Consider the following 17,352-nt stretch of genomic DNA (forward strand, 5'->3'; position numbering starts at 1 on the left):
CTTTTCTATATTAGTTTTGTAATTTCTTTATGTTTATTATAGAAAATGTAAGCGCAAACAAAAAGAGCAAAAAAAACACAAGGAAGTGTGCAAAAATGTACTGAACTTTTTGAAACACTCCCTTGAATTCTATTACTACTAAAAATGACAAAAAGAAAAAAGCTGAGACTAACGCCCAGCTTCGTTTACTTAATGGATAGCTATCATTACAAAAATTTATTTCTTCAAATTATCACGCCATGTGGCTGGTTTAAATTCGTCAATGATTGGAAGCAAACGTTTATCCACATCAATTTGCAAGACAGAGTTAAAGTTGTTAGTCGCAATCATTTGACCAGCAAAGCCGACAATAACGACGATTTCTTTGTCATCAAAGAATGTTCTTAGTTTTTCAAAGAGTTCATCAGACACAGCAGTTGGGTCTTTAACGATAGAACGTCCTAATTCTGTCAAAACTTCTTCACGTTCATCATAATTCAAATTCGCTGGGTCAAGACCAAGCCCTTTCACATCACTAATGAAAAAGAGTGAGCAAAGTTGACATGAGTTCGTTGTTGAAATCGCGTGAGCATAGAGAATGGCATCTTTCTCACCAACAACTTCTACCAAACGTTGCCATGATATGTACCAACCCATGTAAGCATCGTATGTCGCAGCGTCATTTAAAAGCCCTTTTTTCATGTTTGTCACAGCGTTGCGACCTGCCAATTCATCGTAACGTTCTTTTTCTGCTCCTGTTGCTTCTTCAAGTTCTACCAATTTAATTCTTGCCATTTTTAATCTCCTTTTACTTTTATACTTATTTTTAAAGTGCCAGTTTCAAAATTTCTTGTATGCTATCAGCATCAAGCAATTCATAATGCCCAACGCTTCCATTTCTGGTTGCACGTTTTGCCATAATCTCAAAATCTTTATCGTCAATTCCCAATTCTGTCAAAGTCGTTTTTAGCTCTAACGATTTGAAGAATGCTTCTAATTTTTCCGCAAGGATAAGCGCTCTTTCTTTTTCATCATAATCATGCGCATCTACATCAAATACGCGACTAGCAAGCAAAGCGGGACGCCAAGGTTTTCTTTCTGCCACATAACGAATCCAAGCTAGTAACACAACCGCCATTCCCTCGCCGTGGACGATATGATATTGTGCTGACAACTCATGCTCAATCCGATGTGACCCCCAGTCAGCGCTACGACCAGCATCTAAAAAGTTGTTGTGAGCCACACTAGCCAACCATTGAATTTCAGCACGCGCATTAATATCACTCAAATCATCAAGCAGACGGTCAGCATTTAACAACAATGCTCGAATGCCTCCCTCAATAAGATAGTCAGTGACATCAGAATGCTGTGTATCAGAAAAATAACGTTCCAAAAGGTGGGCTAAAACATCCGCAATCCCAACTGCTGTTTGATAAAGCGGCAAACCAGCGGTGTATTTGGGATTCATAATTGCAAATTTTGGAATAATACGGTCATCTTCAAAACCAATCTTCCATTCCCCATTTGAAATAATAGAAGCATTTGACGTTTCAGAACCACTTGACGCCGTTGTGGCGATAACACCGATATTTAATACCTCTTTTGGCGAAATGCCTTTGTCAAAGAAATCCCAAACATCTCCGTCGTACGGTATCCCAAGTGCCACAGCTTTTGCGGTATCAATTGAACTTCCGCCACCAACTGCCAAAACAAAGTCAACTTTGTCTTTTTTGCCTTGCTCAACCAATTGTCGAACCAAATCAACCTCTGGATTGGGTACCACATTGCCATTTTCACTAAAAACAATACCTAATTCTTTAACAGCTTTTTCAATGACAGCATAAATTCCCAAATCTTTGATAAAATCGCCACTATAAACGAGCAAAAGTGAGCTTATGTGATTTTCTTTAAGCAAAGCGGTTAATTGTTGCTCACTATCTTCTCCAAATACGATTTTTGCTGGATTATAGTATTCAAATCCAATCATCCCTTACTCCTTTATTACTTAGTCCAAAGGCACTACTGCACCGTCATAAGTTTCCTCAATAAATGATTTAATCTCTGAACTTTGAAGCACTTCAACCAATGTTTTCAACGCCTCGTCGTCTTTCTTATCTGGTGATGTTGCAATAATATTAGCATACGTTTTTGCTGCTAGACCATCGTTAGCTTCCACCGCCAAAGCATCACTAACTTTCAAACCACCTTCAATCGCATAGTTTCCGTTGATAACGGCAATATCCACATCTGGAAGAGCAGATACTAACTGTTCTGGCGCCAATTCTTTAAATTGGATATTTTTTGGATTATCGGTAATATCTTCTACCGTTGCATTTACGCCAGCATCGTCATTTAAGGTAATAATTCCCTCTTGTGCAAGCAAGAGTAGTGCACGCGCTTCATTTGTTACATTATTCGGAACAGCAACCAAAGCTCCATCTGGAAGTGATGATAATTTCGTTACACGACCAGCATAGATTCCAAAGGGTTCATAGTGAATAGCTCCAATGGATACCAAATCAGAGTCATTTTCTTTATTAAATTGTTCTAAATAAGGAACGTGTTGGAAATAATTGGCATCCAAACTGCCCTCGATAACTCCCGTATTTGGCGTAATCGAATCCTCAAGTTTCACAATTTCTAAAGTAATCCCTTTTTTCGCCAAAATTGGTTTTGCTTCTTCGAGAATTTCAGCGTGCGGTGTAATATTTGCCCCCACCTTAATCACGGTATTGCTATCTGATGTACTGCTTGAAGTGGCAGCTTGACTAGCTCCACAACCAGTCAAAATGGTTGCCACAAAGCCTGTAACGATTAACGATAATACTTTCTTTTTCATAATCCGTCTCCTTTTCTTTTCACTAATCCATTTTCATAAAATGACAACTTTCTTTTCACATTTTCAAATTTCTTTTACGATTTTCGTTTTTTCTTAGCAATTAGGTTGCCAACTTCCTGAATAATCATCACCATGATGACAAGTAAAGCCACCGTTGACCAAAGGACATCCTTTTGATAACGATAGTAGCCATATTGCAGAGCAATTGCGCCTAAACCGCCTCCGCCAATGACACCTGCCATTGCAGAATACCCAAGCACAGTAGCAACATTTATCGCAGCCCCCTGCAAAAGTGACGGCGTTGCTTCTGGCAAAATAAAATGTAAGATAATGTAAAACGGTGACGCTCCCATTGCCGTTGCAGCTTCGATAATTCCTGGTTGAACCTCGCACAATGACGCCTCAACCATGCGTGCCACAATTGGAATCGTTCCAATGGTTAAGGGAACAATAGAAGCGATAGTTCCTATGGAAGACCCTGTCACTAATCTTGTAAAAGGGATAAGAAGAACCAATAAAATCAAGAACGGCAAAGACCGTAAAATATTAACAATAACTCCCAATACAAGATTGATAATGCGATTTTCTAAAAGTCTCCCTCGAGCCGTTGCGTATAAAATAATTCCAAGTGGCAACCCAATCAGATAAGCGATTAAAGCTGAAAAGAAGGTCATTTCAAGCGTTTCTAGTATCCCAACTTGAATCGCTTCTATGATATATTGACTCATTCTCTAACCACCTCCGATAAGCTAAGCCCATTTTTCTTTAGGAAATCAATAATAACCTCTTGATCACCCACTTCTGGCGGAAGCTCCAGCACCATTTGCCCATAGCCAATACCACCAACACTCTTTGTATTTGCGCTAAGGATATTGACTTTCTTACCTGTCGTTTCAACAAGATTTGCAATAAAAGGCTCACTAGCAGCTAAACCGTCAAAAACAATACGAACAAGCCGACCATTCGGATTTGAAGGGTCAAATGGATTCGTTGGAAAAACTAATTTTCTAGCCACTTTTGATTGCGGAGCACGGAAAACTTCTTTTACCTCTCCAATCTCAGCAAGCTTACCATTGTCAATGATTGCCACACGATCACAAATTTTCTCAACCACGGACATCTCATGGGTAATGATAACAATCGTTAATTTTCTTTTTTCATTAATCTCTTTTAAAAGCTCTAGAATTTCTCCTGTGATTTTAGGATCCAAAGCGCTAGTCGCCTCATCACACAAGAGCACTTTTGGGTCGGCAGCAAGTGCACGCGCAATCGCCACTCTCTGCTTTTGCCCACCAGATAAGCGTTCAGGGTAAGCATTTTTCTTATCCGATAAGCCGACAATCGCTAGCATTTCTTCAGCTATTTCTCTACGTTTTACCTTATCCACCCCAGCAATTCGCAAAGGCTGTTCGACATTTTGAATTACCGTTCTTTGTTGCAAAAGATTGAAACTTTGAAAAATCATCGAAATCGAATGTCTAACGTTTCGAAGTTCCCCTGTTTTCAAGCTTGCCAAATCATTCCCATAAAATTTGACCGTGCCAGCTGAAACTTCTTCCAAGCGATTTAAAGTTCTCACCAACGTTGACTTTCCAGCACCGCTCATCCCAATAATGCCAAAAATTTCTCCCTCACGGATTGACAAACTAACATCTTCTAGAGCGACAAATTCTTTGCCATCATTTTTGTATGTCTTTGATATGTTTTCCAACTCAAATACATTTTTTACCAACGAATCACCTCGTCATTCCTAATTACTTCTACTGCATATAACTCGCAACATTATCTTATAATGTCATCTTTTCACTTCATGACATTAACAATCATTTCAAAAATCTCCTAAAAACATTTATAACTCCTTTTGATCACTAAATGTCATTAATGGTCAGCAGCGCATCACCTCCATCCATAAAAAACGACCAACATAAGCCTCAAACCTGTTTTTTTCAAGTATCAGGCTTATAAATAGCACCATTAAAATAAGTTTTTTTACTTCTCATAAGTATATCCTTTTCTATTTTTTAGGTACGAAAAAAGGAGCTTCATTTGATGAAGCCCCAGGCAACTGACTACACATAATCTTTAAAGCGAAGACTATACTGTATCGGGACGTACAGACACGCAATCGAACGCCCCAGTCAGATAATATGCCTGGGAATTTTGCATTCGACAACACATGACAGTTTGTTTAACGATAGTGATGTTTAGCATGTCTGAATCCTCCTCTAAAAATTTTTCTGAAATAATTGAAATTATAATAACACCATTCACCTACTATGTCAATGGCTTTTTTAGAAAAATTTTAAATTTTCTGTTTATTATCATAAAACAGATACACTTCAAAGCCAAAATCTACAACTTTTTAACACCATTCTACCAATTAGCACTTCCCCTTGTTTACAAATTATCTAAAAATATTAATTTTTAATAGACAAAATTACCCTATTTTTTAAAATGGCTTGATTTGGTAACATTTCCTAAGGTATAATAAGCCATATTAGAAAGGTGGTTCGCATGATATCAACAAGAGGACGTTACGCCATTCGAGTAATGATTGACCTCGTCGAAAATAATAATGGGCACTATATTCCGCTAAAAGACATTGCCAAAAGACAAGAAATTTCCAAAAAATACCTCGAAATTATTGTTAAAGAAATGGTGGCAGGTGAGCTGCTTATTGGAGCTAGCGGGAGAGGTGGCGGTTACAAGCTTCGTCGAAAACCCGAAGAATATACTGTTGGAGAAATTCTTGACCTCATGGAAGGCACACTTTCATCCGTTGCTTGCTTGGCTGACAAATCCTTTGATTGTCCCAGAAAAGATAAATGCAAAACACTTCCCATGTGGACAGAATATGACAATCTGGTTCATGACTTCTTCTACGGCAAAACTATCCTCGACCTTGTTAATAATTAACCATAACCAAGTCTCCTGATTTATCCTTAGGAGACTTTTTTACATCAAAAAACCACCGAAACCGAAGTTCCGATGGTATTAAAAAATATAAATATGAAAAGAAAAGTTTAGGAGTAATGTTAGTATAGTGAGAACAACTTAAACTATCCTAAATTTTCTCGATAAGCGTCTTTTTCTTAAATATTTGCCCAAACAGACTCAAGAATATTTGTTTGGTCGCGGTCTGGTCCAACTGAGAATGTTGAAATGCGAACACCAACAAGTTCACCAACACGACGAACGTAGTTACGAGCATTTTCTGGAAGCTCGTCAAGGCTACGGCAACCTGTGATGTCTTCTGACCAACCTGGTAATTCTTCATAGATTGGTTTACAACGTTTCAATTGTTCAAGACTTGCTGGGTAATGGTCAATGCGGTCACCGTCAAGGTCGTATGCCACACAGATTTTGACCGTATCAAGACCTGAAAGAACGTCAATTGAGTTAAGTGACAAGTTTGTGATACCAGATACACGGCGGCTATGGCGCATTACAACTGAGTCAAACCAACCAACACGACGTGGACGTCCAGTTGTTGTCCCATATTCGTGACCCACTTCACGGATGCGGTCACCAACTTCGTCTAAAAGTTCAGTTGGGAATGGTCCGTCACCAACACGGCTTGTGTAGGCTTTACATACACCGACAACTTTGTTGATTTTACTTGGACCAACACCAGAACCGATTGTTACACCACCAGCGACTGGGTTAGATGATGTTACAAATGGGTATGTCCCTTGGTCAATATCAAGCATGACACCTTGTGCACCTTCGAAAAGGACACGTTTCCCAGCGTCAAGAGCATCGTTCAAGATAACTGATGTATCTGTAACGTAATCTTTGATTTGTTGACCATATTCATAGTATTCTTCGAAAATGTCTTCAAATTTGATTGGTTCGCATTCGTACATTTTTTCGAAGAGACGATTTTTTTCTTCCAAATTCACGCGCAAGCGTTCTGCAAAGATTTCTTTGTCCAAAAGGTCAGCAATTCGGATACCGACACGTGCTGCTTTATCCATATAAGCAGGTCCGATTCCTTTATTTGTTGTCCCAATTTTATTATCACCCTTAGAAGACTCTTGCAAACGATCAAGTTTAATGTGATATGGCAAAATAACGTGTGCACGGTCAGAAATACGAAGGCTATCTGTCGTAATTCCCTCATCATGCAAGTATTTCAATTCAGTTACCAATGATTTTGGATTGACAACCACACCATTTCCGATAACAGAGATTTTCTCTGGGAAGAAAATACCTGACGGAATCAAATGCAACTTAAATTTCTTACCGTCAATAACGATAGTGTGACCTGCATTGTCTCCACCTTGATAACGTGCAATCACTTCAGCATCTTGAGACAAGAAGTCTGTGATTTTACCTTTTCCTTCATCACCCCATTGGGTACCAACAACTACTACTGATGTCATATTCTGTTCGATATGGATACTAACATTTGTACAGCGAGCAAATAAAAACGATACTAGCTAAGATGAAGCGTCACGTATCTATCTCCAAGCTATAAAATTGTATCTTCATCCTTTCTTGTACAACATGGCAGGAATCTCACCTGCGAGTTTGTCTTACAATTTATTATATGAAATTTCTGACTTTTTTTCAATATTTGATGACAAAATATTATTTTTCCCGAACGTTTTTTTGATTTTTTGACAAAAACAGCTTTAAACACACACTTTTTCGACCTTCCGTTAAAAATTCATCCAGTAATCCTTTCCCACAAATGCAACAGTTACTTTATTTCCTGAAAAAATGCCTGAAAATTCTGGCAAAACGTGTCAAAAATCTTGCTTTTTTAGCAACTTTTCCCTAGAATAGTTTTACATTTATGAAAAACGACCGACTATTTTTTTATTTTGACAAGATATTTATCACTAAAGAACTGTTAGATTAATGAGGAGATTGCCATGAAATTGAATGGATTACTACAAAAATCACCCGCGACTCTCCCTATCCTTCAAGCAACTTTTGGCTTAGAAAGAGAGAGCCTTCGCATTAGTAAAACAAATCACAGAGTTGCCCAAACTAAGCACCCTAAATGTTTGGGAAGTCGTTCATTTCACCCTTACATTCAGACGGATTACAGCGAGCCACAGGTAGAGTTAATCACTCCGATTGCCAACTCTACCAGTGAAGCCCTACGTTTTCTTGGGGCTATCACAGATGTCATTGGGCGCTCAATCAACAAAGATGAGTACCTTTGGCCTTTGTCAATGCCACCGAAACTATCGGCAGATGAGATTGCTATTGCCAGTCTAGAAGATGACTGGGAACGCCAATACCGCGACCATTTAGCAAAAGTGTATGGCAAGATTCTCCAATCCATGTCTGGAATCCATTACAACATGGAGCTGGGTACTGACCTTGTGACTGCTCTTTTTGAAGAAAGTGACTATACCTCTCTAATCACCTTTAAAAACGACCTCTACCTCAAATTAGCTCAAAACTTCCTACGTTTTCGTTGGTTATTGACTTATTTGTATGGGGCTTCGCCAATAGCAGAGCAGGGATTTCTTGACAAACCACTTGATAAGCCTGTTCGCTCACTCCGCAATAGTCACCTTGGCTATGTTAATCATGACGACATTCAAGTATCCTACCAAAGCCTTGAACGTTATATTTCTGACATTGAACATTATGTCAATTCTGGTCAACTCATTGCTGAAAAAGAATTTTACTCAGCTGTCCGACTTCGTGGCAGCAAACACAATCGCGATTATTTAGAAAAAGGCATTACGTACCTTGAGTTTCGTTGTTTTGATATCAATCCTTTTGACAATCGCGGTATCACCCAAGAGACACTTGATACGGTGCACCTTTTCGCCTTGGCACTTCTTTGGTTAGATGATAGCTTTGCTATTGACCAAGATATTGCTGACGCAAAAGCGCTTAATGACCGCATCGCTCTTAGCCACCCACTTGAGAAATTGCCACAAGAAGCACCTGCTGACCTTATCCTTTCTGCCATGCAAGCAGTCGTTGAACACTTTGATTTGCCAGAGCATTATCACACCCTACTCGAAAATGTTAAAGCACAGATTGAACGCCCTGAATTGACCATTGGTGGACGTTTAGTGACAGAAATTGACCACCTCTCTTTGGAAACATTTGGGCAAGAAAAAGGGCAAGCCTATCACGACTATGCTTGGCACGCTCATTATGCCCTCAAAGGCTATGAGAATATGGAACTTTCCACTCAATTATTGCTTTTTGATGCCATTCAAAAAGGAGTAAACGTTAATATTCTTGATGAAAATGACCAGTTTCTCAAACTTTGGCATGGTGACCATGTTGAATACGTCAAAAATGCCAATATGACTGCCAAAGATAATTACATTACACCACTTGTCATGGAAAATAAAGTAGTCACGAAGAAATTACTAGCACAAGCAGGCTTCCCAGTCCCAGCTGGACAAGAATTCGCCGACAAAGATACCGCGCTCCGCTATTTTTCACAAGTTAAAGACAAGGCTATCGTTGTCAAACCAAAATCGACTAACTACGGACTAGGTATCTCAATTTTCAAAGAACCTGCTGACCTTGCTTCTTACCAAAGCGCTCTAGACATTGCCTTTGCTGAAGATGACACGATTTTAGTTGAAGAATTTATCTCTGGAACTGAATATCGCTTCTTCGTTCTTGATGGTAAATGCGAAGCGGTGCTTCTGCGAATTGCTGCTAACGTGGTTGGTGATGGTACACACACGATTGCGGAATTGGTTGACCTTAAAAATCAAAATCCACTCCGTGGCTACAATCACCGTTCACCACTTGAAATCATTGAACTAGGCGACATTGAACGCCTCATGTTAGAGCAACAAGGATACACACCAGATGACATTCTCCCTGAAGGTGTCAAGGTTGATTTACGCCGTAACTCTAACATTTCAACTGGCGGTGATTCAATTGACGTTACCGAAACCATGAACAAATCTTATCAACAACTAGCAGCTCAAATGGCTAGCGCTATCGGTGCTTGGGTTTGTGGGGTAGATTTGATTATTCCTGACGAAAATCTCAATGCTAGTAAAGAAGAGCCAAACTGCTCGTGTATCGAGCTGAATTTCAATCCAGCAATGTACATGCACACTTATTGCCACGCAGGAAAAGGGCAAGCATTGACACCAAAAATCCTAGCAAAACTCTTCCCAGAAATCTAAAAAAATTTCTGTCACACCTGTAAACAAAAAATCTGTCTCAAAGTACAGTCATTACTTGTCATCAAGCACTATTTTGCGATACTATACAGGAACATAACCACATATTTTCATAAATGCTTATAAACGTTGATATTATCACGTTTTCAATTTTCCCTATTTTCATAAATCCTTATACATTTTCTTTGTGGGGTAGTAAATGGGGTAGTAAATTTTACGAGTTCAGCAGGCAAGAAACTGGCACCCAAAAGGTGCTTTTTTAGTTTGGCTGTGGTATAATATAGTTGTTCTTGATAAACTAAATTCGTTCATGTATCGCACTTTCTGATTTTGGAGCTTTGCAACTAGCAAGGCTCTTTCTCTTGAAAAATTTATATTCTGTGTTAGAATATAAAAGTGGATAGTTAAAAGACTCAATCTTTTTACTTGTGATGTTAACCGCTCATTTTATGGGTGGTTTTCACTTCTCCACTTTTTGAGTTTTATTTGTCACTGGTACCGTCTAAAAAGGGCGATACCTTTCTTTTGCTCCTAAGTACGTTCTACAGGCACTAAATCAAACTTAAATACTGGTCTGGTATAATTACCCTCGGAAAGTCTTAATGGTTGCTGTAGGCTATTAAGAACGTTTTCTGTGAGGCTTAAAATTGATTGTGGCGCGTGAGTTGCTCCAAAGACAATAGCAATAGCTACTATTGTCAGCTTCTTATCTATTTCCATTATCTGCCTCCTGTGCTATAATGTAGACAGAGAGGTAGAAGGTCGAGCACCCATTGGAGCGCGGTCGTCTATCTCTTTGTTTTGTGTTACAATATAAGTAAAGGTAGAACCCTTCTAACGCCCCTTGAAACAGACTTGTCTGCGGTAGGCGGTGGGACGGTTCTACCTTTTTGTGTTATAATATATGTATTGGCACAAAGCCAAAATAAATATAGAAAATGTTATGATATTAGTAGCGTTTCATATTTACGAAGGCTTGCGTGACAGGGCTTTTTCTACATTGAATTTACCAAATATTCGCTTTCGGACTGTGGGTTATCCATGGTCTTTTTTGATACCTAAAAAGCGCCCCAATAGTGGAGCGCCTGCGGTCAAGGAATTGTAACTATATGAAAATGTTTATTTAGAGTTTAAAGGTTTTGGCTTTTCAACGATAAAAGAACAAACTGACCGCATGCAAGCAAGGGAGTATATAAAATATGACGTTTTTATATTGCAAAGGAAAGTCCTCCTGCTTGCTCTTCCATTCTACTACTTCCACTACAAATTGACAATATCTAAAAACTGAGCTAATCATATTGTTAGCCACCTAACAAATAGCATAGCAACAAAACTCAATGCAAGTGATGACACCCCTTAAAAATCTGAAAAATTGGTCTGCGGTGTAAGAAAACACCTTGTGGTGGCTCTCCTTGACGTCAGATAGGGCGGGGGTTAATTTAAACACTCGGATAATATAATTGTATACCCCCAATTACTTAAAACGTTATACAGGGCGTTTTAAGGGCTAATAATAACGTGCTAGAAAAATCAAAAAGGGAAAATCGCACACGGAAGAGGGCGGCGTTGTAGAATCCGAACAATAACACGCCCCGTAAAAAATCGTGTGGGTATTCCGAATAAAAAAGAAGCTATCAAAATAGCTCCCCTTAAACGTTAAGAAATTTTAATAATATTGACTGCTTGAAGTCCGCGTTTTCCTTGTTCAACGTCAAACTGAACTTTCTGACCGTCCTCTAAAGATTTAAAACCATTAGATTTAATTTCAGAAAAGTGTGCGAACACATCAGTCCCATTTTCTTGAGAGATAAAGCCAAAACCTTTATCCGTATTAAACCATTTTACTGTACCTTGTACCATTGAGTTACCTCTTTTTTATATAAATTTGTAAAAATATTCAAGAGGAAAAACAAAAGATACCACTTATTACTTAAACTCCAAATCTTATTTACACTCGTTACTCTAACAGTAAAGTCACTATAAGTCAAGACTAAACTCTCATTTACCAAATTATAGAGAACCATTGAGTGATATATTTTAAATCTGCTTAGCTAATTCTTGAAGTGCTTTTCGTTTTAATCGGAACAAAGTTCTGTCAGCTACTTCGAAGAAGTCTTGAATTTCATAAAAATTTTTGTCGCTACAAAAGAACATCTTTAAAACCGCTCTTTGTTCTGGGTCTTCCAATTTGTCATCTATCAAACTAACAAGAGCTTCGCGTTCAGCCATTAAATCATCAATACGTTTTAAAAGTTTTTCTTTACGCTCCATTTTAGTAGCATAAACCTCTCCAATATCTTTGGTTCGGCTTTCTGTTACTTTAGTATTTGTAAAAGAACTTTTCCTAAATAGCCCCTCTTCCAAGTATTGAATTTCATAATGAATAACTTGAATTTCCCTATCTAATTTTTTAATATTTTTTAACTTTTTATCCAATTCTTTATAATCCATAAAAAACCACATTTCTTGCAATTCACTAGTTATATTATATCACTAATTAGTAATATAATCATGGTTAGATTGTATAACAGAAGACGGTTTTATATGAGCTGTATTTGTCATAGTCATAATTAAGGACTGTAGGTTAAAAACTATCAGTCCTTTTTCGTTATCCTCTTAGTTGCTGAACAACTTTTTCAACAAAATCAACGTCATGAATGTCAATACCGCCAACAGTGTGTGTAGGATTTTCAAAGTAGGGTGACTCACTTTCTAAAATATCTTGTTTATAATTTTCCCAAAACTCTATTAGTTCTTTACGACTTTTCCTTTTTTCAAGAAACACTACACTCTTTTGAGGTTTACTTTTAATTTGTTGTGGTGCTTTAAGTTCTCGCCGTGATTTCATTCTGTTACGTTGTAACTCACGATAGTTGGTCTTATCTTCCCACTGTTTACGCTTCTGACCTCTTCCTATCCGTCTACAATCAGCACTACAATAACAAGCATTTCTTGTATGGCTTATAAAGGCTTGTCCACATATAACACATTTTATTTGGATTTCTGCCATGATACACCTCCTATAAAAGTTATAACGCGAGAAAAAAGGTACAGTGACGGCTTGAACCTCGGCCGTGAGAGCGGAGGGGGTCCCATGCCCCCACTTAAAATTTGATTTTTTCAAATAATGCAAATGTCATAAAAAGAATTTTAAAATAAATTTTTTAATGTTTCTTTATAAACTTTATCAAGTTTTTTTATTTTTTCTGTTTTCACTCCAAACTTTCGTTCAGCTTCTCTCTCAGCTCTAGCTGTCGCCTCGGCTATTGCCTTTGCAACTTCTTTTTCCTTTCTAACTTCATTATCTTTTTTTATTTGTTGCAACGCTTTGCCAAATAATTTCTGGTTGTTTCGCTGTTTCTTTAATGCTTCTTGGCTTATTTCTTCAAGGTAACTATTACTTTCTTTTACACGTTGCTGCCTCTCCTCATCAGCCCTAGCCTGTAGGGTATTGAGGTTTAGGTACCCGTCTGGGGTGGTTGGAATACCTAATTGGTTATAGTTAGGATGGTTAGTAGGTGTCTTAGTCATTGTTGTTACCTCCTTGTTTTAAAACTGCTTGAATAAAGTTTGTTGAACTAATTGTATTAAAGTAAAGACCGAATACATCTTTATGCTTTGTGATATCAGTATCAGTTCCAAGCGTCCAAGTCTTAGGGTGCTTCATGATATCATAGTGCAGAACCTCTAATAATGAGTTAGCTTCATTAATATCAGCACTTGACTGCTCCGCCTTATCTGTTAACGCTTTAACTAGTTCGTAAGCCTTTTTAAAATACTCTTTATTCTTACTGTCAAAGATATCTTCAATCTCTGCTTTAATATCCATTGCTTCTGCTTGAGATAATAAAGGTTCATTTAACTTATCTAACTTATTCTTTAGAAATTCTAGTGTTGTATTTGCTTTCCAAAGACTATTACTAGCTTTCTCATAAACTTTCATATCATCAGCTTCTTGTGCTTCTGCCTGCTGCTGCTGTGCTTTAGCAATGGCTCTATTAGTCTTGTCAATCTCTGCTTCAACTTGTTTGATAGCTTCAAGATTATTTGTTTTAAGTTCTGTTAATGTTTCTGTAATTTCTTTTAATGTTCGTGTCATTGTAATATCTCCTCTGTATTATTAGTCTTCTTTGTTTAATTCTGTATTGTAATACTCTAAACCTTGATACTCATTATCAACGTCTACAGACTTGAATAAGTCAATCGCTTCATCATCCAACATATCAAGTGTTTCAATTGCTGTTTCACTATCTGCATTCAATGGTTCATCACTTAACAAACGTTCTGCATAATCTAACAACTCACTTTCATATAATGCAACCTTGTTAAGCAACTCCTCAAACGTTGCTTGTTCCTTTAGTTGTTCTGTTCGTTTGTCAATATACTCATGAATAGTATCATCATACTCATAGCAGACAATCTCACGCGCTTCCTTGTCGCTGTCCTCTACTTCTTTCATCAGCTCATGATATTGTGCCATCTCATCGGCTTGGTTATCCAAGTCGCTATCTTCCTCGATTGGCTTTGGTTGATAATGTAATTCATTATCTTCTAACATCATCAAGAAGCTTTCCAAACAATTGAAAACACTAAAAGCGATTGCTTCAAATTCTTCTTGTTTCTCTTCAGGAAGATAGCTCTTATAGTCTTTGGTTTGTAATAAATCAGATAGCTCGCAACTTTCTTCTACCCATGCTTTGAGTTCTGCTAGGGTCATTGGTGCTGTTGTTTGGTTTGTGTTAGTCATTTTAGTTACCTCTTTCATCTTTTGATTGTTATGTACTTCCATTTTTTAGTTAGCCTTTCTTAGTATCTGTTGGGATTGCAAAACCACAATCAAACACCCATTTATATCCACGTCTTACCAATTCTTGATAGGTAAAATCATCATCACCGTTTTTGGCGCTTACGGCGAAAACAATTCTGTTAATATAATCATAGCCTTGTTGACCGTTTGGCAATTCTAGGCGATAGGTTTGATTGTCTGGTAGTGATTGATAATCAATTGTTGGCATTTTTTTGATGATTTCCTTTCTTGATTTTTACCCCAAAATACCCCCAATTTACTCCATTGAAAAATTTTTACTCCACAACCTAAACCATTGATACATAAGGATTTGACCGTATTTGTGGCGTAAAAGAGTAAAAATTTCCGTCCGCTATATTATATATAGCAATGGTATACTGCTATTTACTAAAATATTTTATTTTTATATAGAATTTTATTTATATTTACTCTATAAATATGCCTAACTCCTTGATATACAAGGGATTAAGGCATGGAGTAGTTTTTTTAAAATATCGTTTTCATGGAGTAAAAGAGGTATTTTTTGGAGTAAAAATAGTCTTTTATGGAGTAAAAATTTAATGTTTTTTGATAAATCCGCTTGTCTTGCGCTTACCAAAATACATAGCCCTCTGATATTCCCAACCGTCAAGGCTGTTCATATAAATTTTGATTTTCTTCTTGATTTTGGAAGCTGGCTCACTCTCATCTTCAAATATCTCATAAATAACGTCATTGACGTTCAAACGGTCACGCGCTACCGTTCCCACCCATTCACTCCCTGCCTGTCGGTCATCATTGGTCTTGTAGGCTGTGCCTGTTTCCTCTAAATCAGTATAATACTGTTTGCGGTAGTGTTTTTTGGTGGTGACGTCAAAAAAATCTTCTGGGATTTTGATAGACAAATACCACTCCAATTTTTCGATAATGTCATCTTGATATTTGTATTTCGCACGTTCTCTAGCTATGAGTTTGCCCTCTTCGCTAGTATCATCATAATAAAGTTTGCTGTTAGCCTCATAGGCTTTATAGTAGTTGCCCCAGATATTCAATAAGTCCTGTGGGCTTATCTGGTTAACTTGCTTGTCCGTCTTTGGCAATACCTCAACGCCTAAAAAGCGCCTGTCGCCTGTAAAGTCTCTTAAATGTCCTGTATCGTTTGTTGTCCGTGTGAAAACAAAATCAACGGGTATAATCTCTGTTGATTTTCCATATGGTCGTCTGATTCTGATTTCTCTCATGGTGATAATCTGTTTTAATTCGTTCGGTCTAATTTTATTGGTGGCGACTAACTCATCATCATTTACCGCCCATAATTCAACCATTTTCAAAAGGTCGTCCTTTTCGGTGTAAGAACTAATTTCCCCGTAAAAACCTTTAAAAATCTCACGTAAGAATGTTGTTTTGCCTGTTCCCTGCTTACCGACCAAGTCAAGACAATAGTCAAACTGTATGCCTGCATGATAAACCCTTGCAATAGCTCCACGGAACATTAAATCAAAAACAATCCTGTTATATTGGTTATCTTCGATATTGATATACTTTTGAATAATCGTAAACGGGTCTACTGGTTCGGCGGTTGCTTTGGCTTTCTCTAAAAATATCTTGATAGGGTTATAGCTCTTGTTTAAAGCAATGATTTTCACAACATTGGCGATGTCATTTTCTTTATACTCCAAGCCCCAGCATTCGGACAAATAAGCCCACAACTGCCTAATAGTATCATCAGATAATAGCCCATGTTTGATAGTGATATAGTCGGATAACTGTTGATTTCGGGTAACCTCTACATTTTTGGTAGCTTCATTGTATTTAAACAGCTTATTTAACTTAATATCCTCCCCACGGAACAATAATAAGAGGTTGTTTCGGTTTTTGATGATTTTCCCATTCTCATCTCGTTTTAGTCGTCTACTGTTGATACTCGTAACATTGGTTTTATGGTCTGGCACCTTTTCATCAAGCTGATTCATAAAGTCGCTCATTCAGTTCCTCCTTGAAAATCGTATTAATAGTGTTTAGAAAGCAGATATTAAACTTGTTGCTTTTGGTTAAGCTAGCATACAACTGTGTGATTTGCTCGTATGAATAGCCGTTTAGATAAAATAACTTAACAAAGGCTATGATTTCTTCTTTGCTAGATAGTCCGTAAGCTATCCAATGGTACACAACGCCATTAATAGCTAGTGGGCTTCCTGCTCTCTGCCTATTTAGGTATTCATGTTCTAACTCGTCCAATATACCCGCTAGCTTGTCTTGGACGCTTGCTACCTGATAATCTCTAGCAACCTGCCAACCGTCCGCTAAATAGCTTTCTAGGTCGTCTGTGGCGGTTACAGTTACCGTGATACCTTTATAGCTAAATGGCACTATATAAAAGTCTGGTGGTTGGTAGTAGGTCATCATAACATGGTTGTCTTTGGCTACGGTTCGTGTTGGATTATCCTTTAGAAAGCCAAACAAAGACAAAACTTGTTTATTAATTTGTAAGTTAATCAACTGGTACATACTAATACCCTCTTCTTCGTTTCTTTTTCAATTTTTTAATTTTCTTTCGCTCTTTTTGTTGTTCCAATGTAGGGCGCCGGTCTCTGTATTCTCTTTCTTCGTGATAATGT

At 37.7% G+C, this 17,352-nt stretch carries 18 protein-coding genes; 2 read left to right on the top strand and 16 right to left on the bottom strand.

The genetic code is table 11. The features are described from left to right. Positions 1-216: 216 nt before the first annotated feature. The 5 genes from BTR42_RS11680 to BTR42_RS11700 form a co-directional block, all read right to left on the bottom strand. Positions 217-774 carry a carboxymuconolactone decarboxylase family protein gene (locus tag BTR42_RS11680; RefSeq protein ID WP_077497838.1) on the bottom strand — a complete coding sequence of 186 codons (558 nt, stop codon included), beginning with the start codon at positions 772-774 and terminating at the stop codon, positions 217-219. Between the two features lie 31 nt (positions 775-805). Then, complete coding sequence (locus BTR42_RS11685; RefSeq protein WP_077497840.1) at positions 806-1,966, bottom strand: iron-containing alcohol dehydrogenase; 1,161 nt, start codon at positions 1,964-1,966, stop codon at positions 806-808. Positions 1,967-1,984: 18 nt separating this feature from the next. Beyond that, positions 1,985-2,818, bottom strand: a complete 834-nt coding sequence (locus BTR42_RS11690) for a MetQ/NlpA family ABC transporter substrate-binding protein (protein WP_074658649.1) — start codon at positions 2,816-2,818, stop codon at positions 1,985-1,987. A 74-nt stretch (positions 2,819-2,892) separates the two neighbouring features. Next, on the bottom strand, positions 2,893-3,546 hold the full coding sequence (locus BTR42_RS11695) for a methionine ABC transporter permease (protein ID WP_009855119.1): 654 nt from the start codon (positions 3,544-3,546) through the stop codon (positions 2,893-2,895). Continuing rightward, positions 3,543-4,550, bottom strand: coding sequence for a methionine ABC transporter ATP-binding protein (locus BTR42_RS11700; protein WP_009855120.1), 1,008 nt, complete (start codon positions 4,548-4,550; stop codon positions 3,543-3,545). Before BTR42_RS11700 ends, BTR42_RS11695 begins: the two co-directional genes overlap by 4 nt. A 782-nt stretch (positions 4,551-5,332) precedes the next feature. Between BTR42_RS11700 and BTR42_RS11705 the strand changes: the two genes are divergently transcribed. Next, complete coding sequence (locus tag BTR42_RS11705; RefSeq protein WP_009855121.1) at positions 5,333-5,734, top strand: RrF2 family transcriptional regulator; 402 nt, start codon at positions 5,333-5,335, stop codon at positions 5,732-5,734. Between the two features lie 176 nt (positions 5,735-5,910). Here the strand turns inward: BTR42_RS11705 and BTR42_RS11710 are convergent, their stop codons facing one another. Beyond that, the gene (locus tag BTR42_RS11710) at positions 5,911-7,203 is read right to left on the bottom strand and encodes an adenylosuccinate synthase (protein ID WP_077497842.1); all 1,293 of its coding nucleotides are present in this window, start codon (positions 7,201-7,203) and stop codon (positions 5,911-5,913) included. 495 nt (positions 7,204-7,698) lie between these two features. On the opposite strand from BTR42_RS11710, the gene gshAB reads away from it, so the two are divergent. Next, entirely contained in the window at positions 7,699-9,951 is a 2,253-nt protein-coding gene (gene gshAB / locus BTR42_RS11715; protein WP_009855123.1) for a bifunctional glutamate--cysteine ligase GshA/glutathione synthetase GshB, read from the top strand. A 528-nt stretch (positions 9,952-10,479) separates the two neighbouring features. Here the strand turns inward: gshAB and BTR42_RS11720 are convergent. The 10 genes from BTR42_RS11720 to BTR42_RS11765 all read right to left on the bottom strand — a co-directional run bounded on the left by BTR42_RS11720 (position 10,480) and on the right by BTR42_RS11765 (position 17,242). Continuing rightward, on the bottom strand, positions 10,480-10,668 hold the full coding sequence (locus BTR42_RS11720; RefSeq protein WP_077497844.1) for a hypothetical protein: 189 nt from the start codon (positions 10,666-10,668) through the stop codon (positions 10,480-10,482). A 936-nt stretch (positions 10,669-11,604) separates the two neighbouring features. Beyond that, entirely contained in the window at positions 11,605-11,808 is a 204-nt protein-coding gene (locus BTR42_RS11725) for a cold-shock protein (protein WP_039694771.1), read from the bottom strand. Positions 11,809-11,985: 177 nt separating this feature from the next. After that, positions 11,986-12,399 carry a DUF1492 domain-containing protein gene (locus tag BTR42_RS11730; protein WP_157769871.1) on the bottom strand — a complete coding sequence of 138 codons (414 nt, stop codon included), beginning with the start codon at positions 12,397-12,399 and terminating at the stop codon, positions 11,986-11,988. A 157-nt stretch (positions 12,400-12,556) separates the two neighbouring features. Continuing rightward, positions 12,557-12,958: a hypothetical protein gene (locus BTR42_RS11735; protein ID WP_077497848.1), complete on the bottom strand. Its 402-nt coding sequence runs from the start codon at positions 12,956-12,958 to the stop codon at positions 12,557-12,559. 140 nt (positions 12,959-13,098) lie between these two features. Beyond that, positions 13,099-13,479: a hypothetical protein gene (locus tag BTR42_RS11740; protein WP_077497850.1), complete on the bottom strand. Its 381-nt coding sequence runs from the start codon at positions 13,477-13,479 to the stop codon at positions 13,099-13,101. Beyond that, positions 13,472-14,047, bottom strand: a complete 576-nt coding sequence (locus BTR42_RS11745; RefSeq protein WP_077497852.1) for a hypothetical protein — start codon at positions 14,045-14,047, stop codon at positions 13,472-13,474. Before BTR42_RS11745 ends, BTR42_RS11740 begins: the two co-directional genes overlap by 8 nt. 21 nt (positions 14,048-14,068) lie before the next feature. After that, on the bottom strand, positions 14,069-14,695 hold the full coding sequence (locus BTR42_RS11750) for a hypothetical protein (RefSeq protein WP_231873058.1): 627 nt from the start codon (positions 14,693-14,695) through the stop codon (positions 14,069-14,071). 49 nt (positions 14,696-14,744) lie between these two features. Continuing rightward, positions 14,745-14,963 (bottom strand): hypothetical protein, encoded by a 219-nt coding sequence (locus BTR42_RS11755; protein ID WP_077497854.1) that lies wholly within the window; start codon positions 14,961-14,963, stop codon positions 14,745-14,747. A 349-nt stretch (positions 14,964-15,312) separates the two neighbouring features. Then, complete coding sequence (locus tag BTR42_RS11760) at positions 15,313-16,719, bottom strand: VapE domain-containing protein (RefSeq protein WP_077497856.1); 1,407 nt, start codon at positions 16,717-16,719, stop codon at positions 15,313-15,315. Further along, complete coding sequence (locus tag BTR42_RS11765) at positions 16,694-17,242, bottom strand: hypothetical protein (RefSeq protein WP_077497858.1); 549 nt, start codon at positions 17,240-17,242, stop codon at positions 16,694-16,696. The genes BTR42_RS11760 and BTR42_RS11765 overlap by 26 nt, the downstream gene beginning before the upstream one ends. Between the last annotated feature and the right edge of the window lie 110 nt (positions 17,243-17,352).

The organism is Streptococcus gallolyticus subsp. gallolyticus DSM 16831 (assembly GCF_002000985.1).
Classification (GTDB): domain Bacteria; phylum Bacillota; class Bacilli; order Lactobacillales; family Streptococcaceae; genus Streptococcus; species Streptococcus gallolyticus.